Source organism: Calditrichota bacterium, from assembly GCA_013152715.1.
Lineage (GTDB): Bacteria > Zhuqueibacterota > Zhuqueibacteria > Thermofontimicrobiales > Thermofontimicrobiaceae > 4484-87.
On record JAADFU010000135.1, the window covers coordinates 5,668 to 23,901 of the forward strand.

At 45.9% G+C, this 18,234-nt stretch carries 9 protein-coding genes; 7 read left to right on the forward strand and 2 right to left on the reverse strand.

From position 1 onward, the window contains the following. The 7 genes from GXO74_10980 to GXO74_11010 all read left to right on the forward strand — a co-directional run. A partial coding sequence (locus tag GXO74_10980) for a glycosyltransferase family 2 protein (protein ID NOZ62196.1) occupies positions 1 to 821 on the forward strand: 821 nt, incomplete at its 5' end. A 59-nt stretch (positions 822 to 880) separates the two neighbouring features. Continuing rightward, on the forward strand, positions 881 to 2,002 hold the full coding sequence (locus GXO74_10985) for an O-antigen ligase family protein (GenBank protein NOZ62197.1): 1,122 nt from the start codon (positions 881 to 883) through the stop codon (positions 2,000 to 2,002). 2 nt (positions 2,003 to 2,004) lie between these two features. Continuing rightward, positions 2,005 to 3,135: a glycosyltransferase family 4 protein gene (locus GXO74_10990; protein ID NOZ62198.1), complete on the forward strand. Its 1,131-nt coding sequence runs from the start codon at positions 2,005 to 2,007 to the stop codon at positions 3,133 to 3,135. Further along, positions 3,113 to 4,282, forward strand: coding sequence for a glycosyltransferase family 4 protein (locus tag GXO74_10995; GenBank protein NOZ62199.1), 1,170 nt, complete (start codon positions 3,113 to 3,115; stop codon positions 4,280 to 4,282). Before GXO74_10990 ends, GXO74_10995 begins: the two co-directional genes overlap by 23 nt. Before the next feature lie 71 nt (positions 4,283 to 4,353). After that, positions 4,354 to 5,403 carry an undecaprenyl/decaprenyl-phosphate alpha-N-acetylglucosaminyl 1-phosphate transferase gene (locus tag GXO74_11000; GenBank protein NOZ62200.1) on the forward strand — a complete coding sequence of 350 codons (1,050 nt, stop codon included), beginning with the start codon at positions 4,354 to 4,356 and terminating at the stop codon, positions 5,401 to 5,403. 16 nt (positions 5,404 to 5,419) lie between these two features. Next, the gene (locus tag GXO74_11005; protein NOZ62201.1) at positions 5,420 to 11,188 is read left to right on the forward strand and encodes a hypothetical protein; all 5,769 of its coding nucleotides are present in this window, start codon (positions 5,420 to 5,422) and stop codon (positions 11,186 to 11,188) included. Positions 11,189 to 11,286: 98 nt separating this feature from the next. Continuing rightward, the gene (locus tag GXO74_11010; protein NOZ62202.1) at positions 11,287 to 12,261 is read left to right on the forward strand and encodes an NAD-dependent epimerase/dehydratase family protein; all 975 of its coding nucleotides are present in this window, start codon (positions 11,287 to 11,289) and stop codon (positions 12,259 to 12,261) included. 130 nt (positions 12,262 to 12,391) lie between these two features. Here the strand turns inward: GXO74_11010 and GXO74_11015 are convergent, their stop codons facing one another. Further along, positions 12,392 to 15,322 carry a PorV/PorQ family protein gene (locus GXO74_11015; protein NOZ62203.1) on the reverse strand — a complete coding sequence of 977 codons (2,931 nt, stop codon included), beginning with the start codon at positions 15,320 to 15,322 and terminating at the stop codon, positions 12,392 to 12,394. 129 nt (positions 15,323 to 15,451) lie between these two features. Beyond that, positions 15,452 to 18,234: DUF11 domain-containing protein (locus tag GXO74_11020; protein NOZ62204.1), on the reverse strand; the 2,783-nt coding region annotated here is incomplete at its 5' end.

An 18,234-nucleotide genomic window follows, 5' to 3' on the forward strand; every position in this document is an offset into this window, starting at 1 on the left:
ACTATCCCAATTACCGCTGCGTGGTGGTGGAAAATGGCTCTGCTGATGATTCCGCGCAAAAATTGGCGCAGTTCAAAGACATCGAGCTAATCCGCAATCACGAGAATTTAGGTTTTGCCGGCGGCAACAATTCAGGCATTAAGTTTGCTCTGAAAGAGAAGTTTGACTATATTTTGCTTCTCAACAATGATACGGAAGTAAATGGTCAATTTTTGACCTTTTTGGTGGCGGAAATGGAAGCAGACGCCGACGTGGGCATTGCCGGGTCCAAGATTTATTATTGGGGATCGCAGCGGAAAATTTGGTCCGCCGGCGGAGGAATTTCCCGCTTTCTCAAGCGGACTTATCAGTACGCGGAGAATCAAATGGATCGCGGCCAGGCTGACCAACGCCGGGAAGTAGATTTTGTGTCCGGCTGCGCCATGCTCATTCGCCGTGAAGTCGTAGAAAAAATCGGCGCTCTCGATCCGATTTATTTCATGTATTACGAAGACGTGGACTATTGCCAGCGCGCGCAAGGGGCGGGTTTCAAGGTGATTTACGTGCCCCAGTCCGTGGTCTGGCACAAAGTGAGCGCTACGAGCAATCGCTCCTTTCGCGACTATTATCGGATGCGGAATCACATTATTTTCATGAGAAAGATTTTCGGCTACGGACCGCTGCGCATCGCGTTTTTGTCTTTGATCGTCAGCAAGGAAAGGGCGGCGAGGATTTTGGCGAGGAAGTTTTTGAAGGGGGATAGTGAAAGTTTTTGGAAAAGAATGCTCTCGTTGTCCAAGGGATATCTTGATGGAATGAAATTTGTTTGTTGGGGAAAATAAAGAGCTTTTTGATGTTATTTCAATTATTTGGATTTTATATAAATGTTTTGGAAATACCGGTGGTTGCCTACTTAATTTTTGTGGGGTTTTTCGATTTATATTTATCGGGAACACGCTATCAATTAGGTTGGTCAAAAAGAGGTAATTTTGATACTTTTTTGCTTTTGGCACTGTTGTTCTTGAGCTCAATTTTGCTCTCCTCGTTGTCGTCCTCAAATTTGACGATGGTTCTGAAAGCTCTTTTCAAATGGGTAGAGATATTTTTTATTTCTTTTCTAATATTTTGGTATGTCAGGGACTTTGGCAGATTTAAAATTGTCTATTGGCTGATTTTTTTGTCAACGATTGTGTCGATTCTTTTTACTTTTTACCAGGTTTTCTCAAGCAAACTGGTTTTATTTCAGGATAGAATTTTGCCGGGATATGATTCGCTTTATGCGTTTTGTTTGATATTGCCCTTTTGGCAAAGAAATGAAAAATTCATTACGCGCTTGTTGACAATTTTTTTACTCCTTTGTGCTTTTTTGTCGCTTTCTCGTGGCGTCTGGTTAGGAATTTTTCTAATTTTTCTGGCTTATCAAAAAATTTACAATAACAAGAAGCTGGTTTTAAAACTGTCAGCAATTTTTGTCATTATTGGCGTTGTGGGCCTCTTACTAATCGAGCCATTGCAGCAATTTGTTCTTAAAAGAGTGGAAGAAATTCTTACTCTGAAGAATGTAAGCAACGTAGAAAGGATTTCGCTCATCAATTATGCTTTGCTCGGGTTTAGCAGCTCGCCGCTTTGGGGAATTGGCGCTCTTAATTTTCCGTCATATTTAGCGAAGCATGGGTTAACGAGAGGGTTGGTGGCAAAAGATTTGTCGGTACTGGCTCCCCATAATCTTTTTTTGCAGATTTTAACTGAACAAGGAATTTTTGGTTTTGTAATTATTTGTTTGATTTTTTTCTTTCTTTATATTATATTAAAAAAAAGTTGGCGCGTATTTGCGGATAGTTGCGAAATGAAACCCTATCTGGTTGGCGTGCAATTTTTAGCTATTTCAGTTTTAATTACAGTGTCTTTGGGTTTTATTGCAAATCAATTTCGATTAAATTTTGCTCTATTTATCGGGCTAACAATGTCGTTGTTGAAATTACCAAAGAAGAGAATTTGGCGAAAAGAAGGCAATGAAAAATAAACATGAAGATATGTATTGACGCCAGAGTCGTCATCAATGAAAAGACTGGAATTGGGAATTACACTTATAATCTAATTAAATCTTTGCTTCAAATTGACAGAAAAAATGAATATTTGATTTACGTTTTTTCGGGTTTGGCTGAAAGTCATCCGTTACAAAAACTCGAATATGAGAATTTGTCAAAGCGAATAATTAGTTTGCGCCCGGTGACGTCAAAACAGCAAATTGCCGTGCGAAAGTTGCTTGCTCACGACTCACCGGACGTGTATCATTACCCAAATTGGGATGTGCCGATTTTTCAGAACGTAAAAACAATTTTTACAATTCATGATTTGACTTATTTGCTTCATAAGAATTTTTACGCCAAGCATAGCCGTTTGAAAGAAATATATACTTTTTTGAACATCAAGTATGGAATAAAAAAGGCGGAAAAAATTATCTCTGTGTCTCAGACTACCAAAGATGATTTGCAAAAATTATTTGAAATTAGCGATAGTAAAGTAAAAGTCATAAATGAAGCGTTTGAAGAAAAATTTCTCGAAAGATTTACAGTTGGGCATCAAAAAAAAGTGTTGTCTGCCTTTGGCATTGGAGAAAAATATTTTTTATTTGTCGGCGAAAGGAGACCACACAAAAATTTGCCACGAATAATTGAGGCTTTTCAAAAATTTCAACAAAAGAATCGAGATTATTCTTTGGTTATCATTGGCAAATCTTATGCACAGTACAAAGAAGATTTGAAGACTATTGAGCGTTTGAAATTAGGCAAGAATGTCGTAGTGCTGAATTACGTCAAAGATGAATTTATGCCTGTTCTTTTCCAGGCGGCAGAGGCGTTTGTTTTTGCCTCTTTATACGAAGGATTTGGTATCCCGGTTTTAGAAGCAATGGCCTCAGAAACGCCGGTAATTACGTCAAATATTTCGGCTACAAATGAAATTTCCGGGGACGCGGCAATAAAAGTGAATCCTTACAATGCAAAGAATATTGCCGATGCGATGAACCGAATCACTAAAGATGAAAGTTTGAGAAAAAATCTGGTCGAGAGAGGGAAGAAAAGAGTTAAACAGTTCAGTTGGGAAAAGACAGCGCAACAGACTTTGTTACTTTATGAAGAAATCGCGAAAAAATAAAACAAAATTGAATAATAAAATCAAAGTCGCACACGTTCAACTTCTGCCCATCATGAGCGGCGTACAGCGGGCGATGTTTGACATCTTGCTGCGCCTGGACAGACAAAAATTTGATTTACTGGTCATTTGCCAAAACGAAGGCGAATTGACGGAAAATTTAAAGAAAAATAATATCGACTATTTTTGTATCCCGGCGTTGAAAAGGGAGATTCATCCGCTTTACGATGTTGTTGCTTTTTTTAAATTGGTAAGAATTTTAAAGAAAGAAGGCGTACAAATTATTCACACGCATTCTTCAAAGCCGGGAATGTTAGGTCGATTTGCCGCGAGTGTCGCCGGGGTTAAAGTGCGTATTCACACAGTGCAGGGGTTTGCGTTTCACGAGTTTTCAGATCGGCAAAAGGTGTTCCTGCTTTCGTTGGCGGAGAGATTGGCAGGGTTGGTTTCTGATAAAATTATTTTTGTCAATAACAAAGATTACCTGTTTGCACGTGAAAACAAACTTGCTGCCGAGCAAAAGTTGGTTCAAATTCCAAACGGGATCGAACTAAATGGCTCTGTTGAGCTGAAAAATATTAGAAAAGAGTTGGGCTTTGAAGATAGCGTTAAACTCGTTGGCTCTGTCGGCAGGCTCTGGAAACAAAAAGCGCCGCAGTATTTCATTTTGGCGATTCCTGAAGTCATTGAAAAACATCCCCAGGCACGGTTTGTGCTCACCGGAGATGGCCCATTGGAAAGAGAATTACGCGAATTAGCCGCGAAGTTGGGCGTTGAAAAATATGTGCGTTTTTTAGGCTGGCGTAAAGATGCTAAAAGAGTTCTGGCAGAATACGACGTTTTTGTACAAACTTCCTTGTGGGAAGGATTGTCGCTTTCCATCATGGAGGCAATGGCAGCGGCAAAGCCTGTCGTGGCGAGCGACATCAAAGGCAACAATGAACTTGTAGTTGACGGAAAAACCGGATTTTTAGTGCCGCCGAAACAGCCAAAAGACCTGGCGGATAAGATTAATTTTTTGCTTGATCAACCGGCATTGAGAAAAAAAATGGGAGCGGCAGGACGGCTGCGGATGGAGAAAAATTTTGCCATTGAGCAAGTTGCTGACAAAATTGAAAATCTCTATTTAACTTTAATTTCTCAAAATTGAATCAAAATTTAAATTTTCGGAACACACTCTATGACCATTTTTAAAGCAAAACATACAAAGGGGGGCAAACCATGCGCTTGTTGGCTTTAACGTTGGTCTCTGCTTTTTTTACCACTGTGGCGATGACGCTGATTGTGAAAAAAGTGGCAATTCACCGTCAGCTATTTGCCCGGAGCAACGGCCGGTCGATACATAGCAAGCCGACTCCGGTGCTCGGCGGCGTGGCAATATTTGTCGCTTTTGTCGTCAGCTATATCGTTATTTTCACGTTTGCCACGTCGGCGCTGGCGCCGTTGTTGCGGGAAATGTTCGTTTTTCTAACGGGCGGATTGGTCATTTTGGGTCTGGGCGTTTACGACGATATTTTCGGCGCGACCTGGTACCAGAAATTCATCGTGGAATTTCTGGCCGGCGCGATTGTTCTTTTTGCCGGCTATCAGATTTCCGCGCTGAATTTTTTCCCGGGGCAGTCGGTGAATTTGGGCTGGCTGGGCGTGCCGTTCACGCTGATGTGGATTATCGCCATTACTAACGCTATCAATTTGATTGACGGGTTGGACGGTCTGGCAGCAGGAGTCAGTTTGCTCGCCGCGTTGGCGATGATGTTCATCTCGCTCTGGTTCGGAAATATCGCTTCGGCGTTCCCGGCGGCGATTCTGGCGGGTTCCCTGGCGGCGTTTCTGATTTTTAATTTCAATCCGGCGAAGATTTTTTTGGGGGATTCCGGCAGTCTCTTTTTGGGATTCATGCTGGCATGCTTTTCCATCAACGGCACTTTTCGGAACAATTCCGGCGTGGCGTTGTATATTCCAATAATTGTACTGGGAATTCCCATAACGGATATGCTGCTGGCATTTTTTCGCCGTCTGGCCAAAGGCGTCAATCCGTTTCAGGCGGACCGCGAGCACATTCATCACCAATTGCTTTATTTGGGTTTGAGCCACCGCAGCGCCATGTTGCTGATCAATTTTGTCAGTCTTTGCTGGGGCGCTATCGGCGTATTTTTGTACATCTCACCCGGCCGCTACAGCTATGCGCTGCTGTTGATTATTTTTCTCACATTAGCCCTGGGCATCCAGAAATTGGGATTTTTCCGCTATTTTGTACTAACGCAAAAATAATCGTAGCATTATTTTCATGACAAAAAAATTAGTCTTTCTTTTCATGTTTTTAATACCGGCGGTTGCGGCGTTCTCGGCAGCGCCGGTTACTGTTATCCGTTCGGATGCGGGGCAGTTAATTTTGGAATGTGCCAGCCCGGCGGTGAAAATTGAACAAACGATCGTCTCCGGCGTCGTTCGTCAGCGGATAAAAGTCCCGGCAGGCGAGAATCTGTTGCGCCTCCCCGGCTTTCCGGAAATCCCTTTTGTGAGTTTCCTGGTGGCAATTCCACCGCAGGGGAACATTTCTCTCAAAGTTGTCTTTGAACAAAGCGAAGAAATTTCGCAAATTCATCTGCCACTGGCGCCGGATTGGGAATTGGTGGAAAATGAGTTCGGCGGTTACATTCGGGAAATTCCGGGGTCAGTGCCTAAAAGCGGTCGTATTTTCCCTGAAAAACGCGCTGAAATTGCGGATATTCAAATGATGCGCGGCGTGCGCGTGGCGAAAATTCATCTGTATCCGTACCAATATTTGGCGTCGGAAAAATTGCTACGGCACGATCGGAAAATGCGCGTGTACCTTAGTTTCCCGGCGGCAGCGAGGAAAACAACTTCGGCGATTGGACAGCGGGACGCTTTTGCACCGCTGCTGCGGCGCGCGGTGGTGAATTACGACGCGGTGAAAAATTGGATCCGTCTTCCGGGAAAAGAAAATTTCCAAACAGCAATTCGATCGTCGAAGTTTTTGACGCCGGGCAATAGTTTCAAACTGCTCGTCAGCGAAGACGGGCTTTATCAGTTGACAAAAAACGATCTGCAGCAAGCTGGTTTTCCGGTTGCAGAAACCGACCCGCGCAAAATTCACTTATTTTTTCGCGGCGAGGAGGTTCCCCTGCGCATCTCCGGAGAAGATGACGCCAGTTTCGACGACGACGATGTGATTCAATTTTGGGGCGAAAGAAATCGCAGCGACAGCACGGAATTTTTCGATGCCTATTCTGACACTTCGGTTTACTGGCTCGTCCCCGGTGATGATTTCGGGAAAAGATTCCTCAAACAACCCGCCGCTGTAACAGACGAGAATTTACCGGAGAAAACGACTTTTCGGCGTACGCTTCATTTTGAAAAAGATTTACTCTATTATCAGGGCGACAAAGGCTACGCGCCGGACACAAAACACGCTCCCGGCGAAGGCTGGATTTGGAAATATTTCTACCCGGGCGATCATTTTGAGTTTTATTTCACTGCCCCGGCCATTGACGTTGCCGCGGATTCGGCTTGCCGAATTAAATTCCGCCTGCGTGGCATTACCATCGACCCTGCCAGTCCCGATCATCAGGTGCAAATAGAACTCAACGGCAACGTTGTTTCCGAATTTCAGTTTGACGACCAGGAGGAAGTTGTCAAAACAATCGAGGTACCGGCTTCTGCCTTCAAAGCCGGTAACAATCTCTGGCGATTGACTTCGCAGCAAACCGCGGCAGAAATCAACAAGATTTATTTCGACTGGCTGGAGATTGACTATCCTGCCACAACTGCGCTGGCGAAAAACTGGTTTCCGTTTCAGGTCGCGGAAACCGAAACCGCAAAAGTGAACCTCTGGAATCAGACTTCGCAGCAATTTTCCGTTTTCAATTTGAGCAAAGGAATTGAGCTGACGGATTTCAAGGTTGACGCGGAACAGCGCTACGTCATTCATCTTTATTCGGCAGGATTTGACGATGGGAATTGGTGCAAAATTGAGATTAACGGCGAAGCCGCCATCGACGGAGGCCATCGGGGACACAATATTGTTGTACTCGATACTTTGACCGGGCAGATTGAAGACAAGCTGTGGTTTGACACGCTGGACAAGACGGAAAATTCTGATTCCATGGCAGCGTACATCGGACGGATTCCGGAAGGAAAAATTGTCCTTGTCGCCATTCGCGACGAGGGGAGCTATCGCATGACCGAGGCGGCGTATCAGGCGCTGGAATCGCTGGGCAGCGCGCTGACGCGGCAGGTACAATTTCGTGATTCTTACGTTTTGCTGGGCAGAAAGGGCGCCTCGCCGGGAACGGTGCCGGAAGTCCTTTCGCCTCAACATCAGGGAGCGGCAGAATTAACGGACACGCTCACGGCGCATCAGCCGGGAAGTTACGCTGTTCAATTTCAGGCTCCATTTCAAAAGGGAGACACGTGGCTCGTTGTCGGCGTTGACTCGGTGAAAAAGCCGGTGCGCATTGTGCCCTTTTCCGGAACAAATTTGCGCGCGGAGGGCAATCAAGCGGAATACATTTTCATCGCGCACAAAAAATTTCATTCCGTGGCGCAGCAGTTGGCAAATTTTTGGCAGCAGCGAGGAATGAGCACCTTCATTGCGGATGTGGACGATATTTATGATGAATTTAATTTCGGCATAAAAAATCCGACAGCAATCAAAGAATTTCTCAAATACGCCTATCAAAATTGGCAAAGACCCGCACCGACATACGTTTTGCTCGTCGGCGACGCCAGTTGGGACGCGAAAAAAAATATCTCTACCAGCGTCAAAGAAGATTACGTGCCGAGCTGGGGTAATCCGGTGTCAGACATTTGGTACGTTTGTCTGGACGGCGACGATGACCGGCTGCCGGAAATGTTCATCGGCAGACTGCCCATTGAAACAGTCGAACAGGGAACGCGCTATTTGCAGAAAATGATTGATTATGAAAATTACCCCTCGGCGCGCTGGAAAAAGCAGATTTGCTTCATCAACGGCGGCTTCGACGATCAGGAGCAGTACATTTTCGGCTATCAGACGGATGAAATTGTGAAAGATTTTGTCATTCCGCCGCCGGCAGCGTTGCAGCCGACGATTATTTCCAAAGAATTGGACGGCTTGTACGAGGGCGAGAAGCGGGAAGAAATCATTCGCGCCATTGATGACGGAAAAGTGTGGGTGAATTTCATCGGACACGGCGGCAGCGGAACCTGGGAACTCATGTTTCACGATCAGCAGGTTTTTCAATTGGAAAATCAGGGGAAATTGCCTCTGGTTTCTTCTTTCACCTGCCACACCGGCAGATTTGCCAATCCGCAAATCACCAATTTTGGTGAAAATTTTATTTTGTACTCGGAGGCCGGGGCCATCGCTTTTATCGGAACAACGGGCTGGGGGTTCATTTACGAAGACGACATCATGGCGCGGGCGTTATTTCGCTCTGTTTTGTCGGATACGGTTAGAAATTTCGGCGCCGCGCTGACGCTGGCAAAGATTCGTTTCTGGGGCGATGTGTTCAAGAGCAATCGCGCGGAAGATGTTTTCCTGCAATATTCTCTGCTCGGCGATCCGGCGCTGTCTTTCACCTTGCCAGACAAACCAGACTTAACAGTGACCGCGGACGACGTCGCTATTTCTCCGGAAAATCCGGTGGAGGCGGATTCGCTGATTTCCATCGACGCCACGGTGGAAAATTTTGGCCTTGCCGCTGCGGAAAGCGTGGACGTGAAACTGACGGATATTTTTGCTTTTGGCGGGCCTGATGATATTTTTGCCGGAAAAATTGCGCCGGTTCGATATCAACAGACGATTTCCGTGCCGTTTTCTATTGCGGGAAAGGCCGGGGAACACACTGTTGCGCTGGCGGTGGATCCGGCAAATACGATTGAGGAGGCGGACGAGGGTAACAATCAGGCGTCGCGCACATTTTCAGTGGGCTCGTCGCGGCTGGCCATTTCCCGACCCGCACCAAACATGATTTTGCCCGCCGATCAAATCGCATTGCAGGTGTACGCGCCTGCTGACTCCGGCAACGCGCGTTATTTTTTTCAAGTGAATACGGCAGATTCGTTTGAAAATCCGCTGTTGAACTCCGGAGGACGCGAAGCCGGGGCTTTTGTGGCTCAATGGCAGATTTCGCTGCCGGATACCGGGAAAGTCTATTTCTGGCGCTGTCAAAAAAATTATTCAGGGACAGCCGGCGTTTGGGTCGATGGAGACTTTTTCGTCGGGAACCGATTCGGCTGGGGACAATTTGTGCCGGAGCAGATGAAAAAGGATAATTTGCAAAAGACGAAAATAACGTCGGCAGGTATTTCGTTGGCGACAGAGGAAACTATTTTTCGCGTGGAATCCGGCGGCTACGACGATTTGAATTATGCGGTGCTGTTCGTAAATTCCACGCCTGTCTCGACGTCGGGCAGGGGGCACAATGTTGCGGTGTGCGATCCTTACGGCGAATTTGTTGAATTTCGCCACTTTGACACTCACGCCAGCGCTGAAGACGTGGCTGCTATGGTGGATTTTTTGGATTCCGTTCCTCATGGATATTTTGTATTGGCAGGCATTCGCGATTCCGGGGCGCAGCAAATGACTGAGGAGGCGTATCAGGCGTTGGAGCAAATCGGCAGTCAATATTGCCGGGAAGTTGGCTTTCGCGACTCGTGGGCGATCATTGGCAAAAAGGGGGCGTCAATCGGCTCCGTCCCGGAAAAATTTGTGCAACGCTTTGGCGGAGTGGCTGTTGTGGAAGATACGCTTGTCACTTTTGCGGGTCAGGGAAGTCTTGCAACGGGAAAAATCGGCCCGGCTGTGAAATGGCGTGAATTAGATTTTAATGCAGAAATTGCCGCTCCAAATGGAGAACTGGCAATTTCAATCTATGGTTTTAACAAAAAAAGTTTTCAATGGGATTTGCTGAAATCAAATTTGCCAACTTCCCCGGTTTCGTTAGACGAAATTGATGCGACGAATTACGCCTATTTAAAATTGTCGGCAGATTTGGCGAGCAATGATCGGTTTCATTCGCCGTTGCTGAAAAATTGGCAAGTTTTTTTCGAGCCGGCGCCTGATCTGGCAGTCAGCGAAAAAACAGTTTCTGTCTCTCCGCAGCGCATCATTCAAGGCGGCGAAGTGACATTGACCGCCGAGGTTCACAATATCGGTTACGTGGATGCCGACAGTGTTGCTGCAAGTGTTTATCGCGTTAACTCACAGGGAGAGAGAGAGTTAGTGGCAAATAAGTTGTTGGAAAAAGTGAAAAAAAATAATTTTGCTCAAATTTCCATGTCTGTACCTGTTATCGATGAGGCTGGCGAACAAAACTTTTTATTGCAGCTTGATCCGCAGGAAAAAATTACAGAGCTTGCCGAGTCAAATAATCAAGTTAATTTGTCAGTTTTTGTAGAAGCGGACACGCTGGCGCCGCGGCTGGAAGTTACTTTTGACGGGCAAACCATCGTTGACGGCGATTACGTGGCGCAAAAGCCCGTCATCGAAGTCCGCTTCTTTGACAACAGTCCCTTTGATATGTCCGGCGACACATCGCACATCCATCTCTTCCTGGACGGAGAGCGCGTTTCCTTTGGCGAGCAGGAAAATATGGCGCGAATTTATTTTGAATCAGAAAATTCGGATTCCACCCTGAAAGCACGCGTGCGGCTGATTAGGGAATTTACCGATGGCAACCATGTGTTTGACGTTTACGCCACTGACGTGAATAAAAACACTTCCCATGTGGAAAATAATTTTTCTGTTATCAGCAAATTAGCGCTGTTGAACGTATTTAACTATCCAAATCCATTCAGTACGTCAACCCGATTTACGTTTCATCTCACGCAGCCGGCGGAGAGGGTAACGATCAAAATTTTTACCACCGGCGGCAGACTCATCAACCAGCTCGAAAAACTTTACTGCGAAGCCGGTTATCATCAAATCGAATGGGACGGGCGAGATGGCGACGGCGACGAGATAGCCAACGGCGTTTATCTGTACAAAATCATCGCAAAAAACAAAGATGAACGAGCAGAGAAAATAGAGAAATGCGCGATAGTTCATTAGCAAATCTGGTAGATATGCGCCAAGTTTGAAGTAGCGCTCATCTATCTAATTGAATAAATAATGATAAAACCAGAATAAAGGCAAAGGAGCACATAAGAATGAGAGTACTAATTACAGGCGGAGCAGGATTTATCGGTTCGCATCTTGCGGAAGAATTGCTGAATCGCGGCGACATGGTTTACGTGATAGACGATCTTTCGACGGGCAGACTGGAAAATGTGGAGCATTTGATGTCCAGTCCAAGATTCAATATCGCCGTAGAAAATATTTTGAACGAGACAGTCATGGATCGCCTGGTGAGCGAGTGCGACATCATTTACCACCTTGCTGCTGCCGTGGGCGTGGAGCTGATTGTAAACAAGCCGGTAGAGGTAATTGAGCGAAATATTCTGGGCACGGAAATGGTGCTAAAATTAGCGGCGCGCTATCTGAAAGATGTGGTCATCACTTCTACTTCGGAAATTTACGGCAAAAGCGAAAAGGTTCCTTTCAGAGAAACTGATGATCGGGTTTTGGGGCCGACGATAAAAAACCGCTGGAGCTATTCCAGCACCAAAGCAATTGATGAATTTTTAGCTTTGGCTTACCACAAAGAAAAAAATATTGGCGCGACCATTGTGCGTTTGTTTAACACCGTAGGCCCGCGCCAGACAGGACGCTACGGCATGGTGATTCCGCGTTTTGTCGTGAGGGCGCTGAAAAATGAGCCGATCACTGTTTATGGCAGCGGCCAGCAAATTCGTTGTTTTGGCTACGTCAGCGACGTGATTAATGGGATGATCTCATTGGCGAATAATAAAGGTGCTAACGGGCAAATTTTCAATTTGGGGAATGACCAACCCATCAGCATTTTGGATTTGGCGAAAAAGATTAAAGAAAAAACCGATTCCAAGTCAGAAATCGTGTTTGTGCCGTACAATGAAGCCTACGAGGAAGGATTTGAGGATATGTCGGTGCGAATTCCCGACTTGAGTAAAATTAAGACATTGGTAGGTTACGAACCCAAATATAATTTGGATATGATTTTAGACGAAGTGATCAAATATTTTTCGCATGATAAATTGGCGATTTAGGATTTGGGATGTTGGATATTCCGGAAAACAAAGAAGCAGATGTTTAACTTTTTGTATTTTTTGTAGTACAAGTGTGCTCCACCTCAAAAGTGGGGCACACTTTTTCAACCCTGCGGCAAATTTCCCGCGATTAATGCGTCCTGTACAACTCCAATTCAATTCTGCGATTCAGAATTCTTCCAGATGGTTTTTCGTTATCGCCAAACAGCCTTGTTTCGCCTGAGGCGTATTTGAAAGTGAGCGGCTTTTTCTCGCCATAGCCTTTGGGTTTGTCCAATCGTTTCAAAAATGTCGCTTTCGATTGCGGATGTTTTTGGTCCAGAAAGTGGCGAAATTTTTGGTCGAAATTTTTCACACGCTGTCGCGAAAGACGTAGGTTGACAGCATCGCTGCCGATAGCGCAGCCGTGACCGCTAAAGCGAAATCGCCAATCGCCCGTGCCAATTAATTTTTCCACTTCTTTGAAGCAAAGATCCCAATAAAATGAATAGATAGGCTCCGTTTTGGCAAACTTCAGCGGCATGACGATGCGATGGTGCTGCTCTAACGAAGCTTTGGTGAACTGAGTGTTTTTCGCATGAGTTCGGAAACGGCGTCCCTCATTATCAATCAGCACAAATTCATAGTCCGCTTTTTTGTTCACCAACTCCCTGACCGTAGAATCAGCGAGCAGCCAGTTTGATTTTTCCTGAAGAGAAAAGCCGTCTCCGTTGGAATTGATTTGACTGCTATCGGCAAAATTTTCAGCCGTCAATCTGATTTTTGAATCCATCGAAGGCACGGCTGTTTTCACCGAAACCTCAACAGGAATTGGTTCTGTGCTGTATTCGACAAATTCATGGTTGATCGGCGCGAACAAAATCGCCTGGTTTTTTTCTGCAGTAAAAATCTCGACATATCGTCTGTCCTCGAAAACCATACGCGCGTCAGCCGGATTGGCAGGAACACGTCGTTTAGATAACACATTGCCACCCAAGAGGTTAACCTGATTTCCGTTGACACCGATCCGAATCAATGAATCTTTCACTGCTTTCGCGCGCAAATTTGTCAGCCTTTTTGTCGCTTTTTCAGAATTCGGATCAGCAATTCCCTGCAAACTGATTGTCATCTCCGGATGCTCCATGAGTCGCTGCGCTAATATTGCCAGGTAGGGATCGCTGCCATTTGCGAAAAGATATTCATCGTGCACCTCGGCACTGTTTGCATCGAAGAAAATGCGCGTAATCAGCGGCATGGTTAGCCGGGTGAGGCACTCATTGAGCGAATTGATGGTATCTGGAAACGCAACAAATCCCTTGGGAATGGTCGAAAAGCTGCGCTTGAGATAATTGTTTGCTGTATTTTTTTCTTGCAGAGTATTTGGTTTATCGACACAAGCAAAAATAGTGTGTTTGCCCAAAAGCGGCGTGTGCCAGGGGATGGTAATGGTTTTTGTCGATTTTGCAGGTAAGTTGTCGATTGTTTTCGAGAGAATTACCCGATAGCTACTGGTGCTGCTATCGCTCGGCAGCGTGTGGCGTAAAGAAATCACAGAATCCCGACAAACTAACTCAAAATTTTTCGCTGCAAGGTTGCCGTTATTGGCGAGGATAATTTCCAGGGTTCCGTGATAGTCATCCTGCGTGATCCAGGGGCTGTATTTGAATTTAATATCTTGAATCTGAATGTCAGTTGCCGGCACGAGAAAATGCCCGATTTTTTCCCCATTTTTCTTTGCGGCGCGCGTGTGAGAATTTTCATCAACAGCGATAACTGACCAGTAATAGTGTCCTGCCGCGGGAGTTGGAATTCGGTAATTTGATGGAGAAAGATTGTCCTCGCAAACAAGCAGCAGTGAATCGTTTTGTCGAACTCGATTAAGGAAATCGTCTTGAGAAACGGACGGCAACGCGAGCAAATCGCTCAAGTGGTCGCGACTGGGGCTGACAAGTAAAATGTAAGAGACGGAGTCAAAAATGTCAGGGTCGCGCGTCTTTTCCCAGTTAAAATTGACGGTTTCGGTTTTGATGGTGTCGTCCATTGAGGGATTTTTCCACTCAAAAGCTTCCGGGCAATTGGGGAGAAAGTGGGCGCCACCCTGGTAGGAACGGCTGAAAAATTCCCCCTCATTCAGCGTGGCGAGCTCCAGTCTGGCGGCTTTATTTCTGCCCGGGAAAAATGAATGCGCCGGGGCGGAAAAGTCGTCCAATTGAAAAGTGCCGCCGATGGAAAATTTGTCCATCAGGTCATTGTTGAAATTATAGCCGAAGTTCACAGAAAAAAGATTGGTGAAATTTATCGCTCCGCCCAGAGCAAAATGCCCGGTTTCGTCTTTTATTGAGAAATAGTCTCCGCAAATCTGCAACTGTATTCCGGAGTGGGAGCCGGCATAAAAGGCGATACCGGCACGCATGGTTTGAGGCAGCGGTGTATCAATTTTATCAAATTTTAAATCCTGACCAAGTTGGGTGAGAGAGATGCCGGCGGTAAATATTCCGTGTTTCAGGAAAGAATTCTTCAAATCGAATCGCCGCGTACGCGCCAGAAGTCCGATGTCAAAAATCAGACTGCTCGCGGAGAAATTGTCCAATTTGCTTTTAAGATATTTCACATTCGTGCCGATAGCAATGTTGTTGGAGATAAAAGTTAATGGCTGGCCCATTGTGACGGCAAACAATAAGTCGTTGGCGCTGGCTGTCGGCGTAGCATTGTCGGAACTATCAAATTCCGGTACGCCCTGATAAATGGCTCCGACAGAAAATCTCGTTTGATTGCTCCACGGCATGCGAATGCGCTTGTTGAAAAGAAATGAGGCGTGGTAAACATCGGCAATCCACTTGTTGTAGGTCGCTGACCAGTGCCACTCGCGCAGGAAACCGGCTGCTCCGGGATTGGTGAAAATAGCGTAGTTGTCGCGAATTTCGCCAGCGGACGTCAGCCCCATGGACGAAATGCGCACGCCCATTCCCATTTTCAAAAAGGAAGCGCCGGCGCGAATTTGCGCAAAACCGATTTGGCTCGAGAGGAAAAGATAAATGAGAAAAAACAAAAATTGTTTCCGGGTGTATTTCGAGTTGAACATGATGTGGCTCCTCGCTGTCCTTGCTGATGTCAGTAGCTGCTTTTCTCCAAAGGATGAATTGTTGAACTTGATCTTTTCAAAGGCTCGAAGACTTTGAAAAGATGTAAAAAAGGTTAGAGAAAGCTAATTTTAGCGCACAATAATAACTTTTTTCCACCCCTTAAACTCATCGGTGCGTAAAGTAACTAGATACACGCCGCTGCCCACTTTTTTGCCGGATTCAGTGATGCCGTTCCAATAATAGGTATTCCAGCCGCCGCCAAAAATATCTTCAGCGACGCGAGTGATGTGAGTCCCGGCAAGGTCGTAAATATCCAGACGGGCAAGCCGGCGATAGCTGAGTTTAAATTTGATGCCCAGTGTACCATCGATATCCGGCCGGAAAACATTTTTATCAAGAACAAGATAATTGCTGCTACGAAATGTGACGCCAGCCTGAGCTGTTTTCTCGATGCCCCGAATCTCTGTGGCGTGCACTTCAAAAATGACCTGTTCCTGCTTTTCTGTCGTTAAAAGATGGGTTTGAGAATATTTAACAGGAATCTCCACCCAGGCATCGCGCTCAATATTATTCGTTGCAATGAAGTCATCGGCAAAATTTTTGACGACCTGGCCATCCGGCAGATAAATCCACAAATCCCAGGAAGTTTTATCATTAGGAATGTTCACGCTGACAGTGACGCTGTCGTTGACGTCAAGAATTGTCGGCGTTGCCTGAATTTCCGGGCTGGGAATTTCTTTGCCAAAGTTGTAAACAGTATCAACTGCAACATTGTTTGCCAGTTTTGCCGGATTTTCATTGACGCAAGTGGCGCTGGCAGTGTGAATTAGCAAGTTTTGCCCGGAAGGCATAATTGTCGGTATTTGCGCTTTGTACCGAATATCCACAGAAGAATCCGCTGCCAGCCCGGCAAACTTCCAGGTAAGCGTATCGTTTGTCTGAGAAAAAGCAGTCGGCTGGATTCCAGAAATCGAAAGTGAATCGGGAAACCATGCCTTGAGCGAAATGGAACTGGCATCCTGCCCGCCGACATTTGTCAAATTGATCGTAACGCTGTATTTTCCCCCCTCATTGGCAAAATTGATAGTATCTCCGTTTTGGACAAAAAATGAATCGGTGTGCACAGACTGCAATAGTTTAATATCTGTGAAAAATTTTGAATTATCGATTATTGTTTTGTCATCTTCGTCGTCCGTGCCCGGGTCGTCAGTGGGAATGGGTTTTGTTTCGTCGCTGTCGATAAAACCCTGATTGGAGACTTGTTGCACGGTTTCAGTTAATTTCACCTGAAAGGAAATGGTGACTGTTTCTTTGTTTCCCGGCGCAATGTCTCCAATATTCACGAGAAGGACAGGAGAAGTTGAAAAAATGGCACCTTTAGATGTTTGGGCCGAGCCCTCAACATAAGTCGTGTGTTCCGGTATGGTATCCTGAAAAGCAACTTGATGAACAGTGCCTTTGCCGGAATTTTTTATTTTAATGGTATATGTGATGATGTCGCCTGCAGAAAGCAATTTGTTCCCATCCACGTCTGAAATAACAGCGTCTTTTGTGAGGTCTGTCTTGCCGTAAAGGCTTGGAGCAGTGGTTTTTGTGGGATCGTTGGGAATTTCAGTTTCCGGGTCGTCGGTTGGCTCCTGAGGCAAGTCGTCAGCGTAAACAAAACCCTGATTGCTGATTTCGGAGGCAGCCTGCGTCACTAACACGGAAAAACGGATGGTGACGGTCTCTGCCGAAAACGCTGCGATGGAGTCAATTTCCACTGTCAATACAGGCGCTGTGGAAGTTACAGACCCTTTTGTCGTTGCTATTGAATTTTTGATTAGCGACGTGTTGTTGGGAATGGTGTCTCTAAAAACCACATGAAAGGCCGCAGCGCCACCGGAATTTTTGATGGTGATTTGATATTTTATGGTGTCGCCTGCTGTAATCGTACCGCTGGCGTCAGTATCAAAAAAGCTGTCCGATTTAAACACATCATCGGAACTGCTGAAGGACGATCGTTTTGTCACAGTACTGTCATCTTCGGGCGAAGAATCCGGATCGTCGGTCGGGACCGGCCTTGTCTCATCGGAATCGAGATACCCCTGATTTTCGACCATGGTGATGGATTCAGTGACCAGCACGGTGAAAGAAATTGTCACTGTTTCCGATTCATTGGGCGCAACGGAGCCAATTTCCACGCGCAAAACCGGACTTGTAGCTGTGATTGTGCCTTTGGATGTAACAGCAGAACCCTGCACGTACTGCGTGTAATTGGGGATCGAATCCGTAAACACTACATTGTGCGCCGTTCCCTGACCGGAGTTTTTGACTGTGATGGTGTAGCGAATGGAATCGCCGGCGTCTATTTTTCCGTCACTGTTAGTGTCAACGAAAAAGTCAGTTTTCAAGAGATCGGTTTTTCCGTCAAAAGATGGCACGACCGTTTTTGTGGGGTCATCTTCTTCGTCCGTGTCGCTGTCATCTGTGGGCACCGGATTTGTTTCATCGGAATCGAGATACCCCTGATTTTCGACCATGGTAATGGATTCAGTGACCAGCACAGTGAAAGAAATTGTCACTGTTTCAGATTCGTTGGGCGCAACGGAGCCAATTTCCACACGCAAAATTGGGCTTGTGGCAGCGATAGAGCCCTTGGAAGTAACAGCAGAACCCTGCACGTACTGCGTGTAATTGGGAATTGAATCCGTAAAAACCACATTGTGCGCCGTTCCTTGTCCTGAATTTTTGACTGTGATGGTGTAGCGAATGGAATCACCGGCGTCGATTTTGCCGTCACTGTTAGTGTCAACGAAAAAGTCTGTTTTCAAGAGATCGGTTTTTCCGTCAAAAGACGGCACGACTGTTTTTGTGGGGTCGTCTTCTTCGTCTGTGTCGCTGTCATCTGTGGGCACCGGATTGGTTTCAT